Annotated in this window: 18 protein-coding genes and 2 pseudogenes; 7 read left to right on the top strand and 13 right to left on the bottom strand. The window is 70.5% G+C overall.

What is annotated here, in order from left to right; genetic code table 11:
- Nucleotides 1–149: 149 nt before the first annotated feature.
- Nucleotides 150–1,139, bottom strand: a complete 990-nt coding sequence (locus tag ACY0PA_RS28835; protein ID WP_473080475.1) for a L,D-transpeptidase — start codon at nucleotides 1,137–1,139, stop codon at nucleotides 150–152.
- Between the two features lie 245 nt (nucleotides 1,140–1,384).
- On the opposite strand from ACY0PA_RS28835, the gene ACY0PA_RS28830 reads away from it, so the two are divergent.
- On the top strand, nucleotides 1,385–1,936 hold the full coding sequence (locus ACY0PA_RS28830; protein WP_473080474.1) for a glycoside hydrolase family 25 protein: 552 nt from the start codon (nucleotides 1,385–1,387) through the stop codon (nucleotides 1,934–1,936).
- Nucleotides 1,937–1,957: 21 nt separating this feature from the next.
- Here ACY0PA_RS28830 and ACY0PA_RS28825 read toward each other — a convergent pair whose 3' ends face one another.
- Nucleotides 1,958–2,617 carry an NADPH-dependent F420 reductase gene (locus ACY0PA_RS28825; RefSeq protein ID WP_473086464.1) on the bottom strand — a complete coding sequence of 220 codons (660 nt, stop codon included), beginning with the start codon at nucleotides 2,615–2,617 and terminating at the stop codon, nucleotides 1,958–1,960.
- A gap of 130 nt (nucleotides 2,618–2,747) precedes the next feature.
- Nucleotides 2,748–3,440, bottom strand: coding sequence for a FadR/GntR family transcriptional regulator (locus ACY0PA_RS28820; protein WP_473080473.1), 693 nt, complete (start codon nucleotides 3,438–3,440; stop codon nucleotides 2,748–2,750).
- A gap of 321 nt (nucleotides 3,441–3,761) precedes the next feature.
- Between ACY0PA_RS28820 and leuA the strand changes: the two genes are divergently transcribed.
- Nucleotides 3,762–5,486, top strand: coding sequence for a 2-isopropylmalate synthase (gene leuA, locus ACY0PA_RS28815; RefSeq protein ID WP_473080472.1), 1,725 nt, complete (start codon nucleotides 3,762–3,764; stop codon nucleotides 5,484–5,486).
- A 72-nt stretch (nucleotides 5,487–5,558) separates the two neighbouring features.
- Here the strand turns inward: leuA and ACY0PA_RS28810 are convergent, their stop codons facing one another.
- Nucleotides 5,559–5,774 (bottom strand): EF-hand domain-containing protein, encoded by a 216-nt coding sequence (locus ACY0PA_RS28810; protein WP_473080471.1) that lies wholly within the window; start codon nucleotides 5,772–5,774, stop codon nucleotides 5,559–5,561.
- 41 nt (nucleotides 5,775–5,815) lie between these two features.
- Nucleotides 5,816–6,730, bottom strand: coding sequence for a helix-turn-helix domain-containing protein (locus tag ACY0PA_RS28805; RefSeq protein ID WP_473080470.1), 915 nt, complete (start codon nucleotides 6,728–6,730; stop codon nucleotides 5,816–5,818).
- Nucleotides 6,731–6,788: 58 nt separating this feature from the next.
- Between ACY0PA_RS28805 and ACY0PA_RS28800 the strand changes: the two genes are divergently transcribed.
- Nucleotides 6,789–7,439 (top strand): GNAT family N-acetyltransferase, encoded by a 651-nt coding sequence (locus ACY0PA_RS28800; protein ID WP_473080469.1) that lies wholly within the window; start codon nucleotides 6,789–6,791, stop codon nucleotides 7,437–7,439.
- On the opposite strand, the gene ACY0PA_RS28795 is transcribed toward ACY0PA_RS28800, so the two are convergent.
- The 6 genes from ACY0PA_RS28795 to ACY0PA_RS28770 form a co-directional block, all read right to left on the bottom strand.
- Entirely contained in the window at nucleotides 7,436–8,623 is a 1,188-nt protein-coding gene (locus tag ACY0PA_RS28795) for a YncE family protein (protein ID WP_473080468.1), read from the bottom strand. The genes ACY0PA_RS28800 and ACY0PA_RS28795 overlap by 4 nt on opposite strands.
- Nucleotides 8,620–9,396 carry a polysaccharide deacetylase family protein gene (locus tag ACY0PA_RS28790; protein WP_473080467.1) on the bottom strand — a complete coding sequence of 259 codons (777 nt, stop codon included), beginning with the start codon at nucleotides 9,394–9,396 and terminating at the stop codon, nucleotides 8,620–8,622. Before ACY0PA_RS28790 ends, ACY0PA_RS28795 begins: the two co-directional genes overlap by 4 nt.
- Nucleotides 9,397–9,714: 318 nt before the next feature.
- Nucleotides 9,715–10,323, bottom strand: coding sequence for an ATP-binding protein (locus ACY0PA_RS28785; RefSeq protein ID WP_473086463.1), 609 nt, complete (start codon nucleotides 10,321–10,323; stop codon nucleotides 9,715–9,717).
- A gap of 222 nt (nucleotides 10,324–10,545) precedes the next feature.
- Nucleotides 10,546–11,313, bottom strand: coding sequence for an enoyl-CoA hydratase/isomerase family protein (locus tag ACY0PA_RS28780; protein ID WP_473080466.1), 768 nt, complete (start codon nucleotides 11,311–11,313; stop codon nucleotides 10,546–10,548).
- Nucleotides 11,314–11,417: 104 nt separating this feature from the next.
- On the bottom strand, nucleotides 11,418–12,620 hold the full coding sequence (locus ACY0PA_RS28775; protein ID WP_473080465.1) for a L,D-transpeptidase: 1,203 nt from the start codon (nucleotides 12,618–12,620) through the stop codon (nucleotides 11,418–11,420).
- A 225-nt stretch (nucleotides 12,621–12,845) separates the two neighbouring features.
- The gene (locus ACY0PA_RS28770) at nucleotides 12,846–14,039 is read right to left on the bottom strand and encodes a L,D-transpeptidase (protein WP_473080464.1); all 1,194 of its coding nucleotides are present in this window, start codon (nucleotides 14,037–14,039) and stop codon (nucleotides 12,846–12,848) included.
- Nucleotides 14,040–14,214: 175 nt separating this feature from the next.
- On the opposite strand from ACY0PA_RS28770, the gene glgX reads away from it, so the two are divergent.
- The gene (gene glgX / locus ACY0PA_RS28765; protein WP_473080463.1) at nucleotides 14,215–16,512 is read left to right on the top strand and encodes a glycogen debranching protein GlgX; all 2,298 of its coding nucleotides are present in this window, start codon (nucleotides 14,215–14,217) and stop codon (nucleotides 16,510–16,512) included.
- Here the strand turns inward: glgX and ACY0PA_RS28760 are convergent.
- Nucleotides 16,513–16,644: pseudogene (locus ACY0PA_RS28760) on the bottom strand (response regulator transcription factor); the annotation flags it as partial. It lies immediately after the preceding gene.
- Nucleotides 16,644–17,012: pseudogene (locus ACY0PA_RS28755) on the bottom strand (ATP-binding cassette domain-containing protein); the annotation flags it as partial. The pseudogenes ACY0PA_RS28760 and ACY0PA_RS28755, both read right to left, overlap by 1 nt.
- 174 nt (nucleotides 17,013–17,186) lie before the next feature.
- Here ACY0PA_RS28755 and ACY0PA_RS28750 point away from each other — a divergent pair.
- From ACY0PA_RS28750 to ACY0PA_RS28740, 3 genes are all read left to right on the top strand, one after another.
- Nucleotides 17,187–19,061 (top strand): ABC transporter ATP-binding protein, encoded by a 1,875-nt coding sequence (locus tag ACY0PA_RS28750; RefSeq protein WP_473080462.1) that lies wholly within the window; start codon nucleotides 17,187–17,189, stop codon nucleotides 19,059–19,061.
- On the top strand, nucleotides 19,058–20,932 hold the full coding sequence (locus tag ACY0PA_RS28745) for an ABC transporter ATP-binding protein (RefSeq protein WP_473080461.1): 1,875 nt from the start codon (nucleotides 19,058–19,060) through the stop codon (nucleotides 20,930–20,932). Before ACY0PA_RS28750 ends, ACY0PA_RS28745 begins: the two co-directional genes overlap by 4 nt.
- Before the next feature lie 337 nt (nucleotides 20,933–21,269).
- Nucleotides 21,270–23,327, top strand: coding sequence for a M4 family metallopeptidase (locus tag ACY0PA_RS28740; protein ID WP_473080460.1), 2,058 nt, complete (start codon nucleotides 21,270–21,272; stop codon nucleotides 23,325–23,327).
- Nucleotides 23,328–23,542 lie beyond the last annotated feature (215 nt).

The following is a 23,542-nucleotide window of genomic DNA, read 5'->3' as shown; positions in this document are numbered from 1 at the left end:
AGTCGGACCTGCCTATGCCAAACCCGCAGGTCACACCCTTAGTCAAAAGCGGCCCACATGTCCGTGAAGTACAAGGAGACGGCGCGGGGCGGCCTCGCCGTCAACATCATCGAGTGCTGACGATCAGCGGGGGCTGAGGGCGGCGGCCGTCACAGGGTCGCCGTCGTGCCCTCTCCCGCACCACTGCCTGCGAGCCACTGGTCCCAGCTCAGGTTGAACGCCGCGTAGCCGTTGTCGGCCGGAGCCTTGGCGCGCGGCGAGCCCGTGATCGTGACGGGGTCGCCCTGCTTGACCTGGCCGTAGAACCACTTGGCGTCGGACAGCGACAGGTGGACGCAGCCGTGCGAGCCACGGGCCGAGCCGCTGCCCGGGTTCGGGTCACCGGTCGAGTAGTGGACGTAGGTGCCGGACTGGGTGAGGTGGACGTCCCAGGGCAGCGTCAGGTCGTAGTAGTTGGCACTGCCCTTGTCGCAGCTGATGCCGACGCTGCAGGAGGTCATGTGGACCTTCTCCTGCTTGTCGATGACGGCCATCGTGCCGTTCCACGTCGGGTACTCGGCGCTGCCCGCGTTGATCGACAGCGTCCGCACGGCCTGGCCGTTCTTGGTGATCTTCATGGTGTGACCGGTGACGGAGACGTCGGCCCGGACGTCGTCGCCGACCGTGAAGGAGTGCGTGTAACCGTGCACGCCGTAGCGGCCGTTGCCGTTGCTGACGCCCTTCATGTCGGCGTCGACCTTCACCTTCGTACCGGAGGGCCAGTACGTCTTGGGGCGCCAGTCGGCGCGCCTGTCGCCGAACCAGTGCCAGGCGCCGGCCACCGGCTGCGACGTGCTGACCTTCATGTGCTTCTCGACGGAGGCGCGCGCCTTGGCGGCCACGGGGTTGGTGAAGACCACCGAAATCGGCATCGCCACACCGACCTTGGCGTCGCTCAGCGGGGTGATCGTCTCCAGGAGCATCGGCGGACCCTTGGGCTTCGCCGGTGAGGGCTTGGCGCTCGCGCCCGGCTTCCCCGCCGCCTTCCCGTCGTTCCCGCCCGCTGCCTTGTCGCCACTGCCGCCGCCACAGGCGCTCGCGCCCACCAGCACCGCGACCGTCACGAGCGCGATCCTTATTCCGCCCTTGCGCCGTCCCACGACCTGCCCCACTCTCCGATTCACCCATGCCCCCCAACGGGCCCAACTCACTGTCAGACAGCGACAGGGCTCCGGCAGTTGCAGGGTCCCATGTAAAGCGTGTTCCAAGACTGCGACCACCGAAACGTCCTGGCGGCGCGACTCACCGCACAGGCGGATCAACCTGCGGAAAGAGGTACCCGGGCGGGACCGGATCGGGGACGATGGATTTTCGACCTCGTCGCCCCACCGACCAGGAGGCCAGCATGCTGCGCGGCATCGACGTCAGCTCGCACCAGTCCACGTTCGACACGGAAGGCCTGTCGTTCGTCTTCATCAAAGCTACGGAGGGGCGCAGTTACGTCAATCCACGGCTCACCGCCCAGACGAAGCTGGCCCGTGACGGCGGCTGCGTCGTCGGCTTCTACCACTTCCTGTGGCCGGGGAACCTGACCGCCCAGGCCGAGTACTTCGTGAGCAAGGCCCCTGAGAAGGCCGGGGACTTGTTGGCGGTGGACTGGGAGACGACCGGGGAGGGAACGCACGCGAGCAACGCGGAGAAGGACCGCTTCATCCGCGAGGTGAAGCGCCTGCGCCCGCATCACCGAGTCCTGCTCTACACAAACAGGAATTTCTGGCTGACGGTGGACACGACGTCCTACGCCGGCGACGGGCTCTGGATCGCCGACTACACGACGGCCGGCAAGCCGCGCATCAAGGCTGCCTGGAAGTTCCATCAGTACACGGACAGCCCGCTCGACAAGGACGTCGCCCAGTTCACGAGCAAGGGCGCGCTGCGGGACTGGGCCACCCCGTGACGCGCCCCCGCACCCGGTGACTCAGGCGCGCCACTCCGCCGTGCGTTCCGGGGACGCCTCGGCCAGGGCCTTGCGGACGGTGTCCGCGTCCGCCGCGAGGCCGTAGACGGGGGTGCCGGGCTGCTGGCGCCAGGACTCGTCGAGACTGCCCGTGTCCACGGAGTCGAAGCCGATCCCGTCGAGCAGGCCGCGTACGACCGCCTTGGCCGCCTCGTCGTCGCCGGCGACGGGCAGGGCGATGCGCTCGGGGTCGCCCTTGGGGCGCGGCTTGTCGAGGAGTTCGTGGGCGTAGGTGCCGTTGAAGACCTTGACGACGGGGTGGCCGATCTGGAGCTCGGTCCAGCGGCTCTCGGGCATGCCCTCCTCGATGGCGGCGATGCGGCCGTCGCGCTGCTGCGGGTAGTAGTTGCCGGTGTCGATGACGGTGACGCCTTCCGGCGCGTCGTCGAGGAGGTCGTCGGGCAGGCCGGGGACGGCCTTCATCGGGACGGTCACCACGACGACGTCGGCGCCGCGAGCGGCCTCGGCGACGGTCACCGGCGTGGCACCGGTCTCCTCGGCGAGGTCGCGCAGGGTCTCGGGGCCGCGCGAGTTGGCCACGGACACGTCGTGGCCGGCCGCGGTGAAACGGCGGGTGAGGTTGCCGCCGATGTTGCCGGCGCCGATGATGCCGATCTTCATGTCGAGCCCTTCCGGAGGAGCGTGCGGTACGCGCGTGGTCACGTACCTCCTGGTCGGCCAGGCTATGCGCGAGTGCCGTACGAACGGGCCCGTACACGCCCTATTCGCACACGCCCTCCTCGCACACCCCCTAGTCCGTGCGCGCCAGCTTCCCCCGCATCACGGCCAGTTCCTCCCGCGCCTCGCGTTCCGCGGCGTCCTCGTCGCCCGACGCGACGGCGTCCACCAGCGCGGTGTGCGCCGTGTCGCCGTGGCCGGCCTCGGCGGCGCGGACATCGACGAGGTCGAGCAGGTCGATGAGGCCCTGGCGCAGGGCGGGCGCGAACTCGGCGAAGAGGTCGGTGAGTACGGGGTTGTGGGCGGCGGCCACGACCGCCGTATGGAGCGCGATGTCGGCGTCCACGAACGCGGCTCCGCCCTCCTGTGCCGTCGCTCTGCGCGCGTCGAGGGCGGCGCGCATCGCCGTGACGTCCTCGGGAGTGCGGCGGCGTGCGGCGAGACGTGCGGCCTGGACCTCCAGCAGGACGCGGACCTCGTAGACGTCGGCGACGGCCGCGGCGCGCAGCCGCGCGGGCCAGTCGTCGACGGGCCGGTCGGCGGTCACGAAGACACCGGCTCCCTGCCGGGCCCGGACGAGTCCGGCGCCGGCGAGGGCGCGCAGGGCCTCGCGGACGGTGGAGCGGCCGACGCCGAGTTCCTTGGCGAGGGTCGTCTCGCCGGGCAGCTTGGTGCCGACGGGCCAGTGCCCCGACGCGATCTGCTCGCGCAGCCGCTCGGCGGCCTGTTCGACCAGAGGGCTGGGACGGAGCGCGCCAAGCGCCACGGGAATCACCTGCTCTTCTTGAACACCACGTTGGAACGCCGCTTTGAACACCGCGTTGGAACACCGCTGTTGAGCACGGCTGGTCGCCTTGTCGTCCTGAACAGCGCGTGAACGCGGAGACTTTATCCCCCGGCCGACGCGGCCTTCCCTTTTCCGCCCACCACTTGTCTGAGGACCTGAGCTGTGACTAGCCTACTGCTCGTGATCTTCCGCGGTCTCCTTCTTCTCGGCTGCCGCGGCGGGGCCTGACGCGACCGGCACCCCGCCGCGGGATGCCGTGCTGCCGGTCGTCGTCCGACCGAGCCGAAGGACACGTCACCCATGACCACCGCCTACGACTGGAACCCGCAGCAGCCGGGCCCCATGCCGTACCACCGCTACCGCCCGCACCACGACCGCGTCGACGTCCCCGTGCGGGAGCGGAGCTGGCCGGGGGCCCGGATCGAGCAGGCTCCCCTGTGGGTCCCCGTCGACCTGCGCGACGGCAACCAGGCTCTCGCCGAACCGATGGACACCGGCCGCAAGCGCCGCTTCTTCGAACTGCTCGTCCGCACGGGGTTCAAGGAGATCGAGGTCGGCTACCCGTCCGCGAGCCGCACCGACTTCGACTTCGTACGCCACCTGGTGACGTCGGGGGCCGTCCCCGACGACGTCACCCCCGTCGTCTTCACGCCCGCGCGGCGCGATCTGATCGAGCGCACCTTCGCGTCGATCGAGGGCCTGCCGCGCGCGGTCGTCCATCTGTACATCCCGACCTCCCGCGTCTGGCGCGACGTCGTGCTCGGCCGCGACCGCGCGCAGGTGCGGGAGACCGTGCGGGACGCCGCGGCGCACATGGCGCGCCTCGCTGACGCCCGGCCCGGCGCGCACATCCGCTTCCAGTTCGCCCCGGAGACCTTCAACGTCACGGAGCCGGACTTCGTCCTGGAGATCTGCGACGGCCTGACCGAGCTGTGGGACGCGAGCCCCGACCGGCCGGTCACGCACAATCTCCCGGCGACGGTCGAGATCGCGACACCGAACGTGTACGCCGACCAGATCGAGTACATGCACAAGAACCTGTCCCGCCGTGACTCGGTGATCCTGTCCGTGCATCCGCACAACGACAGAGGCACGGGCGTCGCCTGCGCGGAGCTCGCGGTCCTCGCGGGCGCCCAGCGCGTCGAGGGCTGCCTCTTCGGCAACGGCGAGCGCACGGGCAACGTCGACCTGGTCACCCTGGCCATGAATCTGTACGCGCAGGGCGTCGACCCGATGGTCGACTTCTCCGACATCGACGCCGTACGGGAGGTGGTCGAGCACTGCAACCGGCTGCCCGTGCACCCCCGCCACCCCTACGGGGGCGACCTCGTCTACACGGCGTTCTCCGGGACGCACCAGGACGCGATCAGCAAGGGCCTCGCGCATCACGCCGCGTCGGCGGCCGCGGCCGGGGTCCCGGCGCAGGAGGCCCGCTGGGACGTGCCGTACCTGCCGATCGACCCGGCGGACGTGGGCCGCAGCTACGAGGCCGTGATCCGCGTCAACTCGCAGTCGGGCAAGGGCGGGATGGCATATCTGCTCGCCACGCACCACGGCGTCGATCTGCCGGCGCGCATGCGGCCCGAGTACGCGCGTGTGGTCCAGGAGGCCACGGACGACAGCGGGCACGAGGCGACCCCGAAGGACCTGTACGAGGTGTTCCGCTCGGCCTATCTGGAGCCGGGGCGCGGCGCCGGACACGTGTCCCTGACAGCGTGGTCGACGGACGGCGAGGGGCAGGCGCACCGGTTCGTGTGCACCCTCCAAGTGGGCGACCGGACAGGCGACTTCGAGGGGCAGGGCGGCGGGACGCTGTCCGCGTTCGTGGACGCGCTCGCGGCGGCCGGGGTCGGCGTCGACGTGGTCGACTTCACCGAGGACGCGCACGGCGAGGAGGCGACGGCGTACGCGCAGTGCCGGGTCGACGGCGTGACCGCGTGGGGCGCGGGCCGTGATCCCTCGCCGCTGGTGGCGTCGGTCCAGGCGGTCCTGGCGGCCGTGAACCGGGCGGTCGCGGCCCGGTAGCGGGCGCAGGGGGCGCCCGCCGGGAGTCCGGCGGGCGCCCCCTCAAAGACGCTGGAGCTGGGGTATCGGCGCTCAGGCCTTGTTCAGGTTCGCCCAGAACTCGTCGAACGAGAGGACCTTGTCCCCGTTGCCGTCCTGTCGGGCGATGAGCGCCTCGGCGACCGACTCGGTGACGTTGAAGTCGCCCATCTGAGCCATCGCGCTCTTGTACTCGGCCGCTGTGATGAAGCCGTCGCCGTCCGCGTCGAACCGCTGGAACGCCTTGCGTGCTTCCTCGATGTCCGCCACCGGGTCCACCCCTTCTTGCTGTAACACTGACGGGGGTCAGATTAACCGGCTGTACGAGCGCGCAGTGCGGCGACCACCCACGCGAACTCCTCGTTGTGCCGGGGCAGCGTCTCCAGGCCCCGCACCAGGGACACCAGGTCACGGAAACGGGCCACGTCGTCGTTGGCCGCGGCCTCCATGCGCTCCAGTACGGCGGCCGGGTCGGCGTTGCCGAGCAGGCCCCGCAGCACCTCCTCCGCCTCGGGCGACTCGGGCGCGACGCCGCGCTCGCGCGCCTCCCCGGCGAGCTGCACCAGGCGGCTCATGAACCACAGCGAGCTGCCCGGCGGCACATCGGGCCCGCGGTCGGCGGCGTTGAACTCGATCATGCGGCGCATGTGCGCCCGGAAGTCCGGGTCCTGCATCAGCTCGGCCAGCTCGACCCACGCGTCGACCTGTTCGGTCGTCGGGTCGTCCGGCAGGTCGGGGACCATGACCCGCATCCGGGTGCGGATGTCCGGGTCGGCGGCGTCCAGGCCGCCGAAGGTCTGCTCCATGAAGTCGTCGATGATGTGCTTGCGCTCGGCGGCGCTCAGCCGCGCCAGCTTGTTCATCAGGGCCATCTCCTCTGCGCTCGAGTTCCTCTTCGCGACGGTCGACAGGACGGCCCTGTTCAGCCGCAGCGAGCGGATCTGCGCGTCCAGCGCCGCCACATGCGCGGCGGCCACGGACGCGATGTCCGTCTCCCCGTCCACCACCTGTCGTACGTCGTCCAGGCCGAGGCCCAACTCCCTCAGGGTGCGGATGAGTTCGAGCCGGGCGAGGGACTGCGCGTCGTACAGGCGGTAGCCTCCCTGGCTGCGTCCGAGGGGCGGCAGGGCGCCCACGTCGGACCAGTAGCGGATGGTGCGCACCGACAGGCCGGTGCGCCGGGACAGCTGCCCGATGGTGAGCAGCCGCGGGCCGTCGTCGATCATGTTGAGGAGTCTGGGCCTTCCAGTGGGTGGAGACTCAAGCGAGCCGAGGGGGAACGTCATGCCGGGCACTGTGCGGGACATTCTGGACGCCGCGGCGCGAGGGGTCTTCCCCCCGCCGAACGGAGGCACGACGGTGGTGCCGCAGGCGGATCACCGGGACGCGGGGGTGCTGGCCTTCACCGCCCACTCGGTGGTGTTCACGGACGAGGACCCGCAGTGGGTGCACGAGACGCTGCGCGGCCTGGACTGCGATCCGCTGGCGGCGACGATGAATCCGCGGTTTCTCGGCGCGCTCATGGAGCGGACGGGGCGCCGCCATGACACGACGGACCTGCTCACGGTGGCCCCGGCCCTGCCGGGCGAGCCGCCGGTGGCCCTGAAGGAGATCGCGGACCCGGACCATCCGCGGGTGGTGCGGGCGCGCGTGCGCCGCGACGACGTGCGGATGTGGGGGGCGGACGGCGGGGTACTGGTCCTCGGGCGCGGCGTCGCGGGCCGCTGGGAGACGGCGATCGAGGTCGACGAGGAGGCGCGCCACCGGGGCCTCGGCCGGCTCCTCGCGGTGGCCGCCCGGCATCTGGTCCCGGACGGCGGGCCGGTGTGGTCCCAGCAGTCCCCCGGGAACGCCCGCAGTGTGCGGGCGTTCCAGGCGGCCGGTTACCGTCCCGTCGGCGCGGAGGCGCTGTTCATCGCGCCCTGCCGGCGCTAGCGGAAGATGCCGGTGTGGCCGAGGGAGTAGCGGCCGGGCTGCGGGTACACGGCCAAGCCGTGCGGGCCGTCACCGACGGGGATGCGGGCGATCTGCTTCCCCGTACGCGTGTCGATGGCGTACACCTCGGAGTCGTAACGGCCGGAAAGCCACAGGATCTTGCCGTCGGAGGAGACGCCGCCCATGTCGGGGCTGCCGCCGTCGGGCAGCGTCCACTTCTTCGTCAGCTTGTTCTTCGCGAAGTCGAAGACGGAGACGGTGCCCTCGCCGCGGTTGGAGATGTACATCTCGCGGGAATCGCGGCTGACGTAGAGGCCGTGGGCGCCCTTGCCGGTGGGCAGGAGCTTGGGGGTGGTGAACTTCTTGCCGTCCAGGACCCACATGCCGTTGGCCACCATGTCGGCGATGTAGAACGTCTTGCCGTCCGGGGAGATCTTGACGTCCTGCGGCATCGCGCCCTTGAAGGGCAGCCGCTCCTGGCGGACGACCTTCATCTTCGCGGTGTCGACCTTGAGGAGTTCGCCGCTGAACTCGCAGGAGACGATGAAGTACCGGCCGTCGGCCGAGAAGTCGGCGTGGTTGACGCCGTAGCAGCTGACGGGCACGGTCTTGAGGGTCTTCATGGTGTGCGCGTCGCGAAAGACCAGCTCACGGTCGAGCGACGCCATCACGATGGAGTACTTGCCGTCGGGCGTGAAGTAGAGGTTGTACGGGTCGTGCACGTCCACCGTCTTGCCGGCCCTGCCGGTCTTCGGGTCGATGGGTGTGAGCGTGTTGCCCTTGTCGTTGTTGACCCAGAGCGTCTTCATGTCCCAGGACGGCACGACGTGCTGCGGCTGGCTGCCGACGTTGATCGTCTCGATGACCTTGTACGTCCTGGGGTCGATGACGGAGACGGTGTCGGACTCGGTGTTGGGCACGTAGATCCGGGACGGGAAGTCCTTGACGACCGGCGACAGCTTGTTGGGGCGGTCGGCGGCGTAGATGTCCTTGGGGTCGAGGACGGGCGGCATGCCGGGCAGGCCCTGCGCGACCGGCTTCGGCTTGACGGCCTTGACGCCGTGCGTGCCGAGCGCCTCGGTGGCCCGGCGCTCCTTGGCGCCGGTGCCGCAGCCCGCGAGGGCCGCGAGGACCGTGGCGGCGGCGATCAGTACGGCGGCGGTGCTGGTGCGGCGGGGTGTCATGTCAGCAGCTCCGTGGTGGTCACCGCGGCGAGGCCGCGGCGGTCGAGGTCTTCCAGGAGGGCGGGGAGCGCGGCAACCGTGTCCGTGTAACCGAAGTGCAGGCTCACGACCGAGCCTTCGCGGATCTGCGACCTGACCTTGCGGGTCACCTCGGCGGCGCCCGGCGAGGTGTAGTCGAGGGAGTCGACGTCGTACGACAGGACGTGCGGGTAGCCGGCCGTGCGGGCCAGGCTCGCGACGAGCGGGGTCGCCCGCTGGGTGCGCGAGGGCCGGAACCAGGTGCCGATGGAGCCGGTGAGGCGGCGGATGCGGTCGGCGCAGCCGGTGATCTCCGCGCGTGCCTCGGCCTCGGACATCGTGTTGATGTCGCGGTGGTTCAGCGTGTGGTTGCCCAGGTCGTGGCCGCCGTCGAGGATGCGCCGGGCCACGGCGGGATGCTCGTCGAGCCAGGTGCCGACGGCCAGGACGGTCACCCTGGCGTGGGCCCGCTCGGCCTCCTTGAGGAGCGCGTACGCGATGGCCGGGTCGCCCTGGCCGTGGAAGGTGAGGGCGACGCGGGGGCGGTCGCGGGGGCCGTGGTCGATCTGGGCGGGCTGCCCGGGGAAGCGGCGGGGGGCCGGGGCCGGCGGGGCGGCACGGGCGGGGTGGGCCGGGCTCGCGGAGTGCCCGGCGGCCACCGGGTCGCGGGCGGTGGTGGAGCAGCCGGTGGTGAGGGCGGCGGCGGTGAGTCCGGCGCCGAAGCGGAGGGCTCCGCGGCGGTCGGTCGTGGTCACCGCCCCATTTAAGGTCAATAAGGAACAAGCAGGACTTATCAACCCGAGGGTCTTAATGAATACTGGATGGCGTCGTTAATAAATCTTCATTTGCCAGGCTCGTGGCCCAGGTCACCGAGGATTCATTTGGCCTCATGGGCCGGGGTCTGCCATAGTCGGGAACACGACCCCCATTGACCCGGGCTCGGTCGTCGACAGCGGCCGTGGATAACACCCCAACCATCCACGGCGCTCCACGAAAGCCCCCGCGGCGCCCCACAAGGCGAAAACGGGGGCTTTCGTGTGCCCCCGCCGCTCCGGCCGCTCCGGCACCAGCACTCAGCGGTCGGCGACCCGCATCTCGAACCAGGTGGTCTTGCCGCGCGGCAGCAGATCCACGCCCCAGCGGTCGGAGAGCTTGTCGACCAGACAGAGTCCGCGCCCGCTGATGTCGAGCTCGTGGACGGGCATCAGACAGGGGAGCCCGCGCGAGGGATCACGCACCTCGACCCTGATCCAGCCGCGCCTCCGGACCATCCGTAACCCGAAGACCCTGGCCCCCGTGTGCCGCACCGCGTTGCCGACGAGCTCGGAGACGAGCAGCACGACGTCCTCGGTCATCTTCGGGGAGAGTCCCCAGTGCCTCAGGACAACCACCTGGGCGAGCCTGCGCGCGGTCGCCGCCGACTCGGGCCGCGACGGCAGCGGCACCTCCGCCTCGGCCGGATTCCCGAACAACTCCAGTGCTTTCAGAGCCCGTTCGTCCTCGACCGCAGGCGACCAGCGCGCCGCGGTCGCACTCCCGTGCCTCCGCGGCTGTTCGATACCCTCCAGCCCCGCCATGCACCCATCATGGCTGCCCAGAGCGGGTTCCGGGGCCGTTCCTGCCGAATAAGCCCCCCGGAACCTTCCATTCCGGGGGGCTGGTTTGGCATATGACACTGGCAGATAGACCCTTGCCGCATACCTGCTGAGCTGCGACGACCGCGCGATTCGGCCCGATCAACGACCTCGGCGACCCGAACGCCCTTAAGGTTCTCTTAAGGCTGCGATAAACCGCTCCAACGAGGGACAGCGGTGAGGCATCCCGTCAACTACAAGTGGATCAGGGGAAGTTGATACGGGTATCTGCGCGCGGTCCGCGTGCCGGCGAACCGCGAATCGGGCCGCCTAGAGGAACTTGGCCTTGCCCGGGCCCTCTTCGACGAAGCTCCGCATCCCGCGCTCGCGGTCCTCGGTGGCGAACAGGCCCGCGAACCAGTTCCGCTCGACAGCGAGACCGGTGTCGATGTCCGTCTCAAGGCCCACGTCGATGGACTCCTTCGCGGCGCGCAGCGCGAGCGCCGGCCCCTGCGCCAGCTTCGCGGCCCAGGCGTGCGCCTGCTCGTAGACCTCGGCGGCGGGCACGACGCGGTCCACCAGGCCGATGGCGAGGGCCTCTTCGGCCTTCACGTGGCGGCCGGTGAAGATGAGGTCCTTCGCCTTGGAGGGGCCGACCAGGCGCGCGAGGCGCTGCGTGCCGCCCGCACCAGGGATCAGGCCGAGCAGGATCTCGGGCTGTCCGAGCTTCGCGTTGTCCGCGGCGATGCGGAAGTCGGCGCAGAGCGCGAGTTCGCAGCCGCCGCCGAGCGCGTAGCCGGTGACCGCGGCGACGACCGGCTTGGGGATGCGCGCGACGGCCGTGAACGAGTCCTGCAGGGCGCGGGAGCGCACGATCATGGCCGCGTGGTCCATGGCCTGCATCTCTTTGATGTCCGCACCTGCGGCGAACGCCTTGTCGCTGCCACGGATGACCACGGCGCGTACGTCGTCGCGGCGCGAGGCCTCCTCGGCGAGCTCCTTGATGCGGTCCTGGGTGGCGATGTCCAGAGCGTTCATCGGCGGCCGGTCGAGCCGGATCGTGCCGACGCCTTCGGCGACTTCGAGGTAGGCAGTCATGGACAGCAGGTTAGTGCGCGTTAACGGGAGAGGCCCGGTGCACTTGGTCACAGTGCGCCGGGCCTCTTCGCGTAGAGACAGAAGCAGTCAGGGACGCAACGGCGTCAGGCCTTCCACTTGTCCCAGGACATGTTCCAGCCGTTGAAGCCGTTGTCCGGGGCCACCGTCCGGTCCTGCGAGTTCTTCACCTCGACGACGTCACCGATCATCGAACTGTTGAAGAACCAGGCCGCCGGCACCTTGCTGTCGTAGCCGCCGCGCACGTCACGCAGGCCCACGCAGCCGTGGCTGGCGTTGTAGTTGCCGAAGGCGCCGCCGCCCCAGTAGTTGCCGTGGATGAACGTCCCGGACGTCGTGAGGCGCATGGCGTGCGGCACGTCCTTGATGTCGTACTCGCCGCCGTAGCCCACCGTTTCGCCGTTCATACGGGTCACCGTGAGCTTCTCGCTGATGACCATCTGGCCGTTCCACGTGGAGTAACCCGGCTTGCCCGTGGTGACCGGGACCTTCTTGATGGTCTTGCCGTCGCGCTTCACGGTCATCATGTGCGTCTTGGCGTCGACCGTGGAGACCTGGCTGCGGCCGACCGTGAACTTCACGGTCTTGGCCTGCTTGCCGTAGACACCCGGCCGGCCCTCGACGCCGTCGAGGTTGAGCTTGACGGTCACCTCGGTGCCCGCGGCCCAGTACTTCTCGGGGCGGAAGTCGAGGCGGTCGTTGCCGAACCAGTGGCCCTCGACGGGCACGGACGGCTCCGTCTTGATCTCGATGGCCTTCTCCACGTCCTCCGGGTGCGTGATGCCCCGCGTGAAGTGGACCGAGAACGGCATGCCGACGCCGACCTTCGAACCGTCCTCCGGCGTGAACTGGCCGACGAACGTGTTCTTCGGGACCAGCGTCGTGAACGCCACGTCCTTCGCGGACGCGCGGCCCTCGGAGTCCTTGGCGACCGCGTGGACCTTGTACTTGGTGGAGGCGGCCAGGTGATGCGCGGGCGTCCATCTGGCGCCGCCGTCCACGATCTCGCCCTCGACCGGGTTGCCCTTGGTGTCGGCGACCTTCACCTCGGTCAACTTGCCCTTGTCGGCGGCGATGCGGAGGTCTCCGCTGGTGGCCACGCCGTCCGCGCCGTCCTTCGGGGCGATGGCGACGACGGCCTGGGACGGCTTGTTGGTGTCCGCCTTGCCCGAGTCGCCGCCCTTGCCGTCACTCCCCGGACCGGAGCCGCCGCCCCCTCCGCCGCAAGCCGTGGCCAGCAGCAGAGCGGCCCCCAGCAGAGCCCCCGATATCGGTCGTCGCCCGTTCACGATCTTGTCTCCCCTCGCGCAAGGCCGGTCAGGCCCCACCCCAGCGCGTCCTAGCGCGCACTGCGACAGATAACCACACGACCTGCAGTTATGGATCCCCAGCTATGTCACCGTTCAGTCCCAACTGGCCCCCGCTTTGACGGAGCGTGAGGCGGGGCGTGGGGTGAGGCGTGGGGCAGGGCGTGGGGCGGGGCAAGGGCTGGGCCGACCGGCCGCGCGCGGGGCTCAGCGTGCGGCCGTGCCCGCCGTCCAGTCCTTCCAGGTCATGTTCCAGCCGCTGAGGCCGTTGTCGGGAGCGACCACCTTGTCCTTGCTGTTGACCACCTCGATGACGTCGCCGACGAGGGTGTGGTCGAAGAACCAGCCCGCGGGCGAATCCTCGCTGCCGCCTCTGTCATCGGCCAGCCCGATGCAGCCGTGGCTGATGTTGCGTTCGCCGAAGGCCTCCGATGTCCAGTAGTTGCCGTGCAGGAACGTTCCGGATGTCGTCAGCCGGATGGCGTGCGGCACGTCGGGGACGTTGTACTCACCGCCGAACCCGACGGTGCGGCTGTCCATCCGGGTCATCTCGAGCATCTCGCTGACGACCATCTTCCCGTTGTACGTGGGATTCTTGGCCCTCCCGGCGGTGATGGGGATGGTCTCGACGGGTTCTCCGGCGCGGCGTACGTCCATGGTGTGTTCGGCCGCGTCCACCACGCTGACCTGGCTGCGGCCGATGGTGAAGGCGATCTTCTTGTGCTGCACGCCGTACACACCTGGGGCCGACTCCACGTCGCGCAGCCCCAGGTCGACGGTGACCTCCGTGCCCGGCTTCCAGTACTCGCGCGGCCGGAAGTCGAGGCGGGACTTGCCGAACCAGTGCGGGGCAATGTCCACGGCGGGCTTCGCCTTGACGTGGATGGCGCGTTGGACGGCGGCACGGTTCTCGATGTCCCGGTTGAACTCGAGCGAAACGATCATGCCGGTGCCGACGGTGGACCTGTCCTCCGGCGTGACGTAGCCGACGAACCGCTTGGCGGGGACGGACGTGGTGAAGGTGGTGTGGCGGGCCGCGCGGTGACCGTCCTCGTCGAACGCGACCACGTCCACGGTGTACTTGGCGGCGAGCGCGAGCCGCCGTTCGCCGGTCGGCCGCCATCGCGTGCCGTCCTCGTCGATCCGGCCGTGGACCGGGACCTCCTCTCCGTCCTGGAGCTTCACGACCTTGACCGATTGCAGGCGCCCGTCCGGCACCGTCACCTCGATCGGCCGGTCGGCCGGTACGTTCTTGGTCCCGTTCGCCGGGACGACCTTGATCGCGTCTTCGGGGGACCGCGACTTGCCGAGCAGATCTTCCGCGGCGGTGCATCCGGTGACTCCGGTCAGCACCACCGCCCAGGTCAGCACGGCGGCCAGCGTGGCCCCTGCGTGTCTCACAGCTGTTCTCACGCCGGGCCCAACGACCGTCACCCCGCCCGGGAAACGTGAGTGCGACCCAAGCTCTGGGCAGAACACTGGAGAGGACGACGCGACGGGGAGCCGCGGCCGGGACGCCGCACGCCCTTCCCCTGCCGGTGGCGCCGCCCCGACCGAGCCGCGGGAGGCATGACAGGTGGCGAGCGCACCCGAGCAGGAGGCACCACAGGATGCCCTGGTGGAACGGCCCGCGGGGCTTCCGCAGGCGCGCTCCGCACCCGGAAGGAAGGGCCGCCGCACGAGAGAGCGGCCGCCACCCGTCGAACCCGTCTGGCCGGGCGCCCCGACCCCGCTGGGCGCGCGCTTCCGGGTCGGGCCCGACGGCACGGCGGGCACCAACTTCGCGCTCTGGGCAGGCGGTGCGGAGTCGGTCGACCTGTGTCTCTTCGACGAGGCGGGCCGCGAGCGTCGTGCCCCGCTGACCGAGCTGACGCACGAGATCTGGCACGGCTTCGTACCGGACGTGCTGCCGGGACAGCGGTACGGGTTCCGGGTGCACGGCCGCTGGGACCCGTGGACCGGCGCCCGCTGGAACCCGGCGAAGCTGCTCCTCGACCCGTACGCGCGTGCCGTGGACGGCGACTTCGGGCTGCCGCCGGAGGTCTACGGCCATGTGCGCGACTGGCCCGAGCAGCATGTGGCCGACACTGTGCGCGACGACCGGGACTCGGCGCCGTTCGTCCCCAAGGGGGTGGTCGTCCACGACGACGCGCCCGACGACGAGTGGGCGGACGACCGCCGTCCGAAGACGCCGTGGGCGGACTCGGTGATCTACGAGCTGCATGTGAAGGGGTTCACCGAGCTGCATCCGGGGATCCCGGAGGAGCTGCGGGGGACGTACGCGGGGCTGGCGCATCCCGCGGCGGTGGAGCACCTGGTGAAGCTGGGGGTGACGGCGGTCGAGCTGCTTCCCGTGCACCAGTTCGCCCACGAGGACCACCTGCTGCGCCGGGGGCTGCGCAACTACTGGGGCTACAACTCGATCGGCTATTTCGCCCCGCACGCGGCGTACGCGGCGTCCGGGACCGGCGGGCAGCAGGTCGGCGAGTTCAAGCGGATGGTGCGGGCGCTGCACGAGGCCGGTATCGAGGTCATCCTCGACGTGGTCTACAACCACACGGCGGAGGCCGGCGAGCTCGGCCCGACGCTGTCCCTGAAGGGCATCGACAACCGCGGCTACTACCGCCTCCAGGACGACGCGCGCCGGTACGCGGACTACACGGGCTGCGGCAACACCCTGCACGTCGTGCAGCCGCACGTGCTGCGCCTGCTCACCGACTCCCTGCGCTACTGGGTGACGGAGATGGGGGTGGACGGCTTCCGCTTCGACCTGGCGGCGGCGCTCGCCCGCTCGATGCACGACGTGGACATGCTGTCGCCGTTCCTCGCGGTGATCGCGCAGGACCCGGTCCTGCGGCGGGTGAAGCTGATCGCGGAGCCGTGGGACGTGGGCTCGGGCGGCTACCAGGTCGGCGCCTTCCCGCCCCTGTGGACGGAGTGGAACGACCGGTACCGGGGTGCCGTACGGGACTTCTGGCGCGGCGCCCTGCCCGATGTGCGTGACCTGGGCTACCGGCTGTCCGGGTCGAGCGACCTGTACGCGTGGGGCGGGCGGCGCCCGTACGCGTCGGTCAACTTCGTCACCGCCCACGACGGGTTCACGCTGCGCGACCTGGTCTCGTACGGCCGCAAGCACAACGAGGCCAACGGCGAGGGCAATCGCGACGGCACCGATGACAACCGTGCCTGGAACTGCGGCGCGGAGGGTGAGACCGCGGACGAGGGCGTACTCGCCCTGCGCAGACGGCAGTTGAGGAATCTGCTGACGACGCTGCTGCTGTCCACCGGGGTGCCGATGCTCGTCGCCGGTGATGAGCTGGGGCGCACGCAGCGCGGCAACAACAACGCCTACTGCCAGGACAACGAGATCAGCTGGGTGGACTGGTCGCTCCTCGAAGAGCCCGGCTGGCGGGCCCTGTTCGACCTCACCTCGCGGCTCATCGCGCTGCGGCACGCGCATCCGGTGCTGCGGCGGCGCGCGTTCTTCTCCGGGCGCGCGCACTCGGCGGACGGGCTGCGGGACCTCGCGTGGTTCACGGCCCGCGGCACGGAGATGACGGAGCGGGACTGGTACGCGCCGGCGGCGACGCTCGGGATGTACCTCTCCGGGCGCGACATCCCGGGCCGCGACGCGCTGGGCGCACCCGTGACGGACGACAGTTTCCTCGCGGTCCTGCACGCCGGGGACGGCCCGGAGAGCTATGTCCTGCCCGACGGGCCGTGGGCACGTACCTACGAGGTCGTGGTGGACACATCGCTGGAGGGGCAGGAGGACGCGCCGGCGGTGACGCACACGGCGGGGACGATCATCACCGTGCCGGGGCGGACGGTGCTGCTGCTGCGGGTGCTCCCCTCGGACCAGGGGGAGGGCTGACTAGCCGAGAATCTTCCGGTCGTACGCCACGGCGACCGCCGCCGCGCGGTCCTTCACGCCCAACTTGCCGTAGACGTGGGTGAGATGGGTCTTCACGGTCGCCTCGCTGATGAACAGGACGCGGGCGATCTGGGCCGCGAGTCGGCCGGGTTCGGGTAGAACGCCGCGTACAGTCCGAGCGCCTCGCGGACGGTGAGTTTCGCCTGGAGTTCGCTCTCCTGGAGCTGGGCGCCGAGGATTTCGGTGACGCGGTCGTGGTCGGCGACGGGGTCGAGGCCCGCGACACGGACGCGTCCGGCGTCGGGGACGCGCAGCCCCTCGACGCACTCGACCGCGGTCGTCTTGCCGGCGCCGTTCGGGCCGAGGATGCCGAAGATCTCGCCCTCCCCGACGGTGAACGAGAGGTCGTCGACGACGGCCCGCCCCGCGTAGACCTTGCGGAGCCCGGCGACCTCGATCAGGGGCCTGTCGCCCCGCGTTGCGCTGTGTGTCGTCGTCATGCTCCGAGAGTCCCGGACCGGGGCACTCGCGGGCATCGCCCATCGCGCTCGAAAGGGCATCAGCCGATCGGTTGATACGGCGCTACGACCTCTGCGGGGCGAGCCGTGACGCGAGGGCGGGATCGCCGGAAACCCGGTGGGCGTTGTCAGTGCCGATCCGTAGTCTCCCTCCTGATGCCCACTCCACATGCACCGGCCACGGACCCCGACCGACTCGTCCCGGCGGCGGAGCAGTCCGCCGTGCGCACGCTCCTGCGCCTATGGCCGTACGTACGGCCGGTGCGGGCGCGCTGGGCCGGGGCCGCGGTGGTCGCCGTGGTCGCCTCCTGTCTGTCGCTCGTCTTCCCCATCGTCCTGAAGTGGATCGTGGACGGGCCGGTCACGGACCACGACCCGGGCGGGGTGTGGCTGGGCGCGGGCATACTGCTGGCGCTCGGGGTCACCGAGGCGCTGCTCTTCGGGCTGAGACGCTGGCTGGTGGCGCGACCGCTGGCGAGCGTCGAGGCGGCCATGCGGGCGGATCTGTACCGGCATCTGCAGCGGCTGCCCGTCGCGTTCCACGACCGGTGGGCCTCGGGGCAGTTGCTGTCCCGCGGGACGACCGACCTCATGGTCGTACGGATGTTCCTGGCCTTTCCGCTGACGTTCCTGATCGTCAACGGCGTGACGATCGCCGCCGGGTTCGTGCTGCTCGTCGCGCAGGACTGGGGGCTCGGACTCGTCCTGCTCGCACCCGCGCTGCCGCTGATGGCGCTCTGCTACCGCTTCGAGTCGAAGTACGCGTCGGCCGCGCGCCGCGCCCAGGACCAGGTCGGGGATCTGACCACCGTGGTCGAGGAGTCCGTGCTCGGGATCCGGATCATCAAGGGGTTCGGGCGCCACCGCAGCCAGGCGCGGGCCTTCCGTGATCTGTCGCGCACGCTGCGCGGGACCGAGCTGGCCAAGGCGCGGCTGCTCGCGGGGATCCTCGGAGTGATCACGCTGCTGCCGGAGGTGGCGCTCGGGGCGGCACTGGTCCTCGGCTCCGTGCAGGTCGCGGAGGGGAAGCTGTCCGCGGGGACGCTGGTGGCCTTCCTGTCGACGGCGCTCGCGCTGCGCTGGCCGATCGACTCGATCGGGTTCCTGCTCGCCATGAGCCAGGAGGCGGCGACGGCGACCCGGCGGTTCTTCGAGGTGATGGACGAGCGGGAGGAGAGCGAGGGGGTCTCGGCGGCGGGCGCCCCCGCGACGGAAGACGGTGCGGGCGGGCTGCGGTTCGAGGGGGTCCGCTTCCGCTACCCGGACGCCCCCGACGCGTCCGAGCCCGTCCTGGAGAGCATCGATCTGCAGGTGCGGTCCGGGGAGACCATGGCGCTCGTCGGGGCGACCGGCAGCGGCAAGACGACCCTGACCGCGCTCGTGCCCCGGCTGCACGAGCTCACCGGCGGGCGGATCACGCTCGACGGGCGGGACATCGCGTCGATGGAGCGCGAGGAGCTGCGCACCCTCGTCTCGGTGGCCTTCGAGGAACCCACCCTGTTCTCGGCGTCCGTCGCGGAGAACGTGCTGATGGGTGCGGTCGAAGCGGACGCCGCGCAGCTCGAGCGGGCGCTCGGCGTCGCGCAGGCCGGATTCGTGAAGTCGCTGCCGGACGGGGCCGGTACGCAGGTCGGCGAGCAGGGGCTCAGCCTCTCGGGCGGGCAGCGGCAGCGGCTCGCGCTCGCCCGCGCGGTCGTGGGGAGCCCGCGCTTCCTCGTGCTCGACGATCCGCTGTCCGCGCTCGACGTACACACGGAGGCGCTGGTGGAGGCGGCCCTGCGGGAGGTGTTGGCCGCGAGCACGGCGCTCGTCGTCGCGCACCGGCCGTCGACGGTGCTGCTCGCCGACCGCGTCGCGCTCCTGTCGGGCGGCCGGATCACCGCCGTGGGCACGCACCAGGAGCTGCTGCGCGCGAACGCCGAGTACCGGCACCTCATGTCGGGAGCGGACCTGGAGACCGAAGAGGACCTGGAGATCGGCAACGACCCGGAGATCGACGGGGACGGGCCAGAGGGGGAGGGCACGCGATGACCACGACGACCGAGCCGGACCGCACGCCGCGGGATCCGGCCGCCGAGGACGGCGAGGAACTGCGGCTCCCCTCCCCCGGGGACCCGTTCGACCAGGACGACCTGCCCACCCCCAAGGGCGCGACCGGCGCGCTGCTGCGCTCCCTGCTCGCGCCGAGCCGGCGCACGGTGTGGCTGGCCGTGCTGTGTCTGCTGGTCCAGCAGGCCGCCGTGCAGGCGGGGCCGCTCCTCGTCGCGTACGCCATCGACAGCGCAGTGCCCGCCTTCCGCGCGAGCGACCACGGCCCGCTGATCGCGGTGGCGGCCGGCTATCTCGTGGCGGCGTGCTGCTCCGGCCTCTTCCAGTTCGCGTTCGTGCAGGTGTCGGCGCGGGTGAACCAGAACGTGCTGCTCGACCTGCGCGGCCGCATCTTCCGGCACGCGCAGGCCCTCAGCGTCGACTTCCACGACCGCTACACGTCCGGGCGGCTCATCTCCCGGGCGACGACAGACGTCGAGTCCCTGCGCGAGCTGCTCTCCGAGGGGCTCCAGGAGCTCATCAACATCATCCTGGCGTCCGTGTACATCACGGCCATGCTGCTCTGGCTCGACGTCGGCATCGGCGCCGTGGCCGCGCTGTCGTTCCTGCCGCTCGCCGTACTGATCCAGCAGTACCGGCGGCGCGCGGCCCGGGTGTACGCGGAGCGGTCCTCCGCGATCGCGCGCGTCATCGTGAAGTTCGCCGAGACGATGAACGGGATCAGGCCGGTGCGCGCCTTCCGCCGCGAGCGCGCCAACGACGCGGACTTCGCCGGGCTGAACCACCGCCACGAGCGGGTCAACGGTGACGCGCTGCTCGAGATGGCGCGCTACGTCATCGGATCCCGCCTCCTCGCGAACACCGCGGTGGCCGGAATGGTCCTGTGGGGCGCCTACCGCGTCGCCGACGGCACGCTCGAACTGGGTGTCCTGGCGGCCGCCGTGCTGTTCATCCGCCGTCTGTACGACCCCATCGACCGGCTCGCGATGTTCCTCAACTCCTATGAGTCCGCGGCCGCTTCACTCCGCAAGATCGCCGGCCTGCTGCACCAGACGCCGACCGTGCCGGAGCCGTCGTCGCCGCGCGGGCTGCCCGAGCTCGCCGGCGACCGCCCGGGCCGCGAGGTCGTCTTCGACCAGGTCTCGTTCGGCTACCGCACCGGCGGCGAGGTGCTCCCCCGCTTCGATCTCACGCTGCCCGCGGGACAGACGGTCGCCGTCGTCGGCTCGACGGGCGCCGGGAAGTCGACACTCGCCAAGCTCCTGGCCCGCTTCTACGACCCCTCGGCGGGCCGGGTCCTGCTCGACGGTGTCGACCTGCGCGACCTCGGCACGGCCGAGCTGCGGCGGGGTGTCGTGATGGTGACGCAGGAGGCGTTCCTGTTCTCCGGCACGGTCGCCGAGAACATCGCGATCGGGCGGCCCGAGGCGAGCCGCGAGGAGATCGAGCGTGCGGCGAAGGCGATCGGCGCGCACGACTTCATCACGGCGCTCCCGGACGGCTACGACACGGATGTGCGCAAACGCGGGGGTCGAATTTCGGCCGGGCAGCGGCAGTTGGTGGCGTTCGCACGGGCCTTGCTCGCCGACCCGGCGGTCCTGATCCTCGACGAGGCGACGAGCTCCCTTGACATCCCCGGAGAGCGGGCGGTGCAGCGCGCGATGCACACGGTGCTGCGCGGCCGGACCGCGGTCGTCATCGCGCACCGGCTGTCGACGGTGGAGATCGCCGACCGCGTTCTGGTCATGGAACACGGGCGGATCGCCGAAGACGGCACACCGGACCAACTGATCTGCGGTACAGGAGCGTTCGCGGATCTGCATCGTGCCTGGCGGGAGAGCGTGGTCGGCTGAGCCACGGACCGGACGCGGCCCCTGCGCGCCCGGGCTACAGCTCCGTATATCGAACGTGAACATCCGGGCAACGAACCATTTCCGGCCAACCTCATGACGCGCTCCTGACAGACAACCCTCTCTGCTGCCACTCTTCCCTCGGCCTCGCACAGCTGTCCCACAGCCGAACTGGCGCGGCCCGTTCGTGAACTGCAGCACGACCCGTCGTGCCCAGATGTGCCCAGTTGTGCTGAGTTTCGCCTTGTTCTGCCTTGTTCTGCCTTGTTCTGCCCGGACGGTCATTCGCCGTCCGGTCTTCCCCGGCCGTGCGATCCGCGGCCCGCAGAAGGAGTCAGCCTTGACAACGTCCGACACCTCCCACAGATCCGTCTCCCGCAAGAGAGCGACCGCCTACGGCGCGCTCGCCGCGGTCACCGCCCTGCTCGCCGCCGCCGTCCAGTCGGGCGGCATGGCCTCGGCGGACGTCAAGCCGGCCGCGGCGGTCGCCAAGGCCGTCGCGAAGGGCGCCGACCCCGGCGCCCCCCCCGCGAAGCTCTCCCCCGCCAAGCGCGCGGAGCTGCTGCGCGAGGCCAACTCCACCAAGGCGGACACCGCCAAGGACCTCGGCCTCGGCGCCAAGGAGAAGCTCGTCGTCCGCGACGTCCTCCAGGACCGTGACGGCACGACGCACACCCGCTACGAGCGCACCTACGACGGACTGCCCGTCCTCGGCGGTGACCTGGTCGTCGACACGGCCAAGTCGGGGAAGACCGAGGGCGTGACGCGCGCCGCGAAGTCGGCGCTCAAGGGCGTAGCCACCACCGCCGCGGTCAAGCCGGCCACGGCGGAGCGGCAGGCGGTCAAGGCCGCGGCGGCCGACGGATCGAAGAAGACCGAGGCGGACCGCGCGCCGCGCAAGGTCGTGTGGATGGCGCAGGGCAAGCCGACCCTCGCGTACGAGACCGTGGTCGGCGGTCTCCAGGACGACGGCACGCCGAACCAGCTGCACGTCGTCACGGACGCGGCGACCGGCAAGAAGCTGTACGAGTGGCAGGGCATCGAGAACGGCACGGGCAACACGCAGTACAGCGGCACCGTGACACTCGGCACGGCCCTGTCCGGATCGTCGTACACGCTCAACGACACCGGGCGCGGCGGGCACAAGACGTACAACCTGAACCACGGCTCGTCCGGGACCGGGACGCTCTACTCGGGCGCGGACGACGTATGGGGCAACGGCAGCGCCTCGAACACCGAGACCGCGGCCGCGGACGCGCACTACGGCGCGGCGCTGACGTGGGACTACTATAAGAACGTCCAGGGCCGCAGCGGTATCCGCGGTGACGGTGTCGCCGCGTACTCGCGGGTGCACTACGGCAACGCGTACGTCAACGCGTTCTGGGACGACAGCTGCTTCTGCATGACGTACGGCGACGGCACCAGCAACCTGCACCCGCTGACGTCGATCGACGTGGCGGGCCACGAGATGACCCACGGCGTCACCGCCGCGACGGCCGGTCTCAACTACAGCGGTGAGTCCGGCGGTCTGAACGAGGCCACGTCCGACATCTTCGGCACGTCGGTCGAGTTCTACGCCAACAACGCCTCGGACGTCGGTGACTACCTCATCGGCGAGAAGATCGACATCAACGGCGACGGCACCCCGCTGCGCTACCAGGACAAGCCCAGCAGGGACGGCACGTCCCCGGACAGCTGGTACTCCGGCGTCGGCAACCTCGACGTGCACTACTCGTCGGGTCCCGCCAACCACTTCTTCTACCTGCTCAGCGAGGGCAGCGGCGCCAAGGTCATCAACGGCGTCAGCTACAACTCGCCGACCGCGGACGGCCTTCCGGTCACCGGCATCGGCCGCGACAAGGCCGCGCTGATCTGGTTCAAGGCGCTCACCACGAAGTTCACCTCGACCACGAACTACGCGGCCGCGCGCACCGGCACGCTCGCGGTGGCCGGTGAGCTCTACGGCACCACGAGCGCCGAGTACAAGGCCGTGCAGGACGCCTGGGCCGGCATAGCCGTCGGCTCGCGCTCCGGTGGCGGCGGCGGTGGTACGTCGTTCGAGAACACGACCGACGTCGCGATCCCGGACGCCGGCGCCGCGGTCACCTCGTCGATCGCCGTGACCGGCCGTGCGGGCAACGCGCCGAGCAACCTCTCGGTCGCCGTGGACATCGTGCACACCTGGCGCGGTGACCTGGTCATCGACCTGGTGGCCCCGGACGGGTCCACGTACCGCCTGAAGAACTCCAGCGGCAGCGACTCGGCGGACAACGTCAACGCGACCTACACGGTCAACGCGTCCTCCGAGGTGGCCAACGGCACCTGGAAGCTGAAGGTCCAGGACGTGGCCGCGCAGGACACCGGCTACATCAACAGCTGGAAGCTCACCTTCCCGTAGACCGCACGCAGCGGTAACTCCTGGTCGGTCGAGAGCTGTTCGGCCCGCACGGTCTGGGCGCGTCGCCCCGGGTGAGTGAACTCCCCGGGACGGCGCGCCCGTTCATGTTCCGTTCGCAATACGTACAAGAGATATCGCTCAACGGACGATTTCCGGCCAACCTGCGATCGCCCTCCTGACATGTACAAGCCTCAACTGGCACGCTTCCCCCACGC

The sequence above is a fragment of the Streptomyces sp. DS1-CR2 genome, assembly GCF_055760475.1.
Note: the sequence above shows the minus strand (reverse complement) of the source record. Positions and strands in the feature narration are given on the sequence as shown.

Excerpts from the sequence above, each read along its gene's own strand:
- ACY0PA_RS28825 (WP_473086464.1), bottom strand. The coding sequence starts at position 2,617 with ATGAAGATCGGCATCATCGGCGCCGGCAACATCGGCGGCAACCTCACC.
- leuA (WP_473080472.1), top strand. The coding sequence starts at position 3,762 with ATGACCACCGCCTACGACTGGAACCCGCAGCAGCCGGGCCCCATGCCG.
- ACY0PA_RS28830 (WP_473080474.1), top strand. The coding sequence starts at position 1,385 with ATGCTGCGCGGCATCGACGTCAGCTCGCACCAGTCCACGTTCGACACG.
- ACY0PA_RS28795 (WP_473080468.1), bottom strand. The coding sequence starts at position 8,623 with ATGACACCCCGCCGCACCAGCACCGCCGCCGTACTGATCGCCGCCGCC.
- ACY0PA_RS28780 (WP_473080466.1), bottom strand. The coding sequence starts at position 11,313 with ATGACTGCCTACCTCGAAGTCGCCGAAGGCGTCGGCACGATCCGGCTC.
- ACY0PA_RS28745 (WP_473080461.1), top strand. The coding sequence starts at position 19,058 with ATGACCACGACGACCGAGCCGGACCGCACGCCGCGGGATCCGGCCGCC.
- ACY0PA_RS28805 (WP_473080470.1), bottom strand. The coding sequence starts at position 6,730 with ATGATCGACGACGGCCCGCGGCTGCTCACCATCGGGCAGCTGTCCCGG.
- ACY0PA_RS28800 (WP_473080469.1), top strand. The coding sequence starts at position 6,789 with ATGCCGGGCACTGTGCGGGACATTCTGGACGCCGCGGCGCGAGGGGTC.
- ACY0PA_RS28750 (WP_473080462.1), top strand. The coding sequence starts at position 17,187 with ATGCCCACTCCACATGCACCGGCCACGGACCCCGACCGACTCGTCCCG.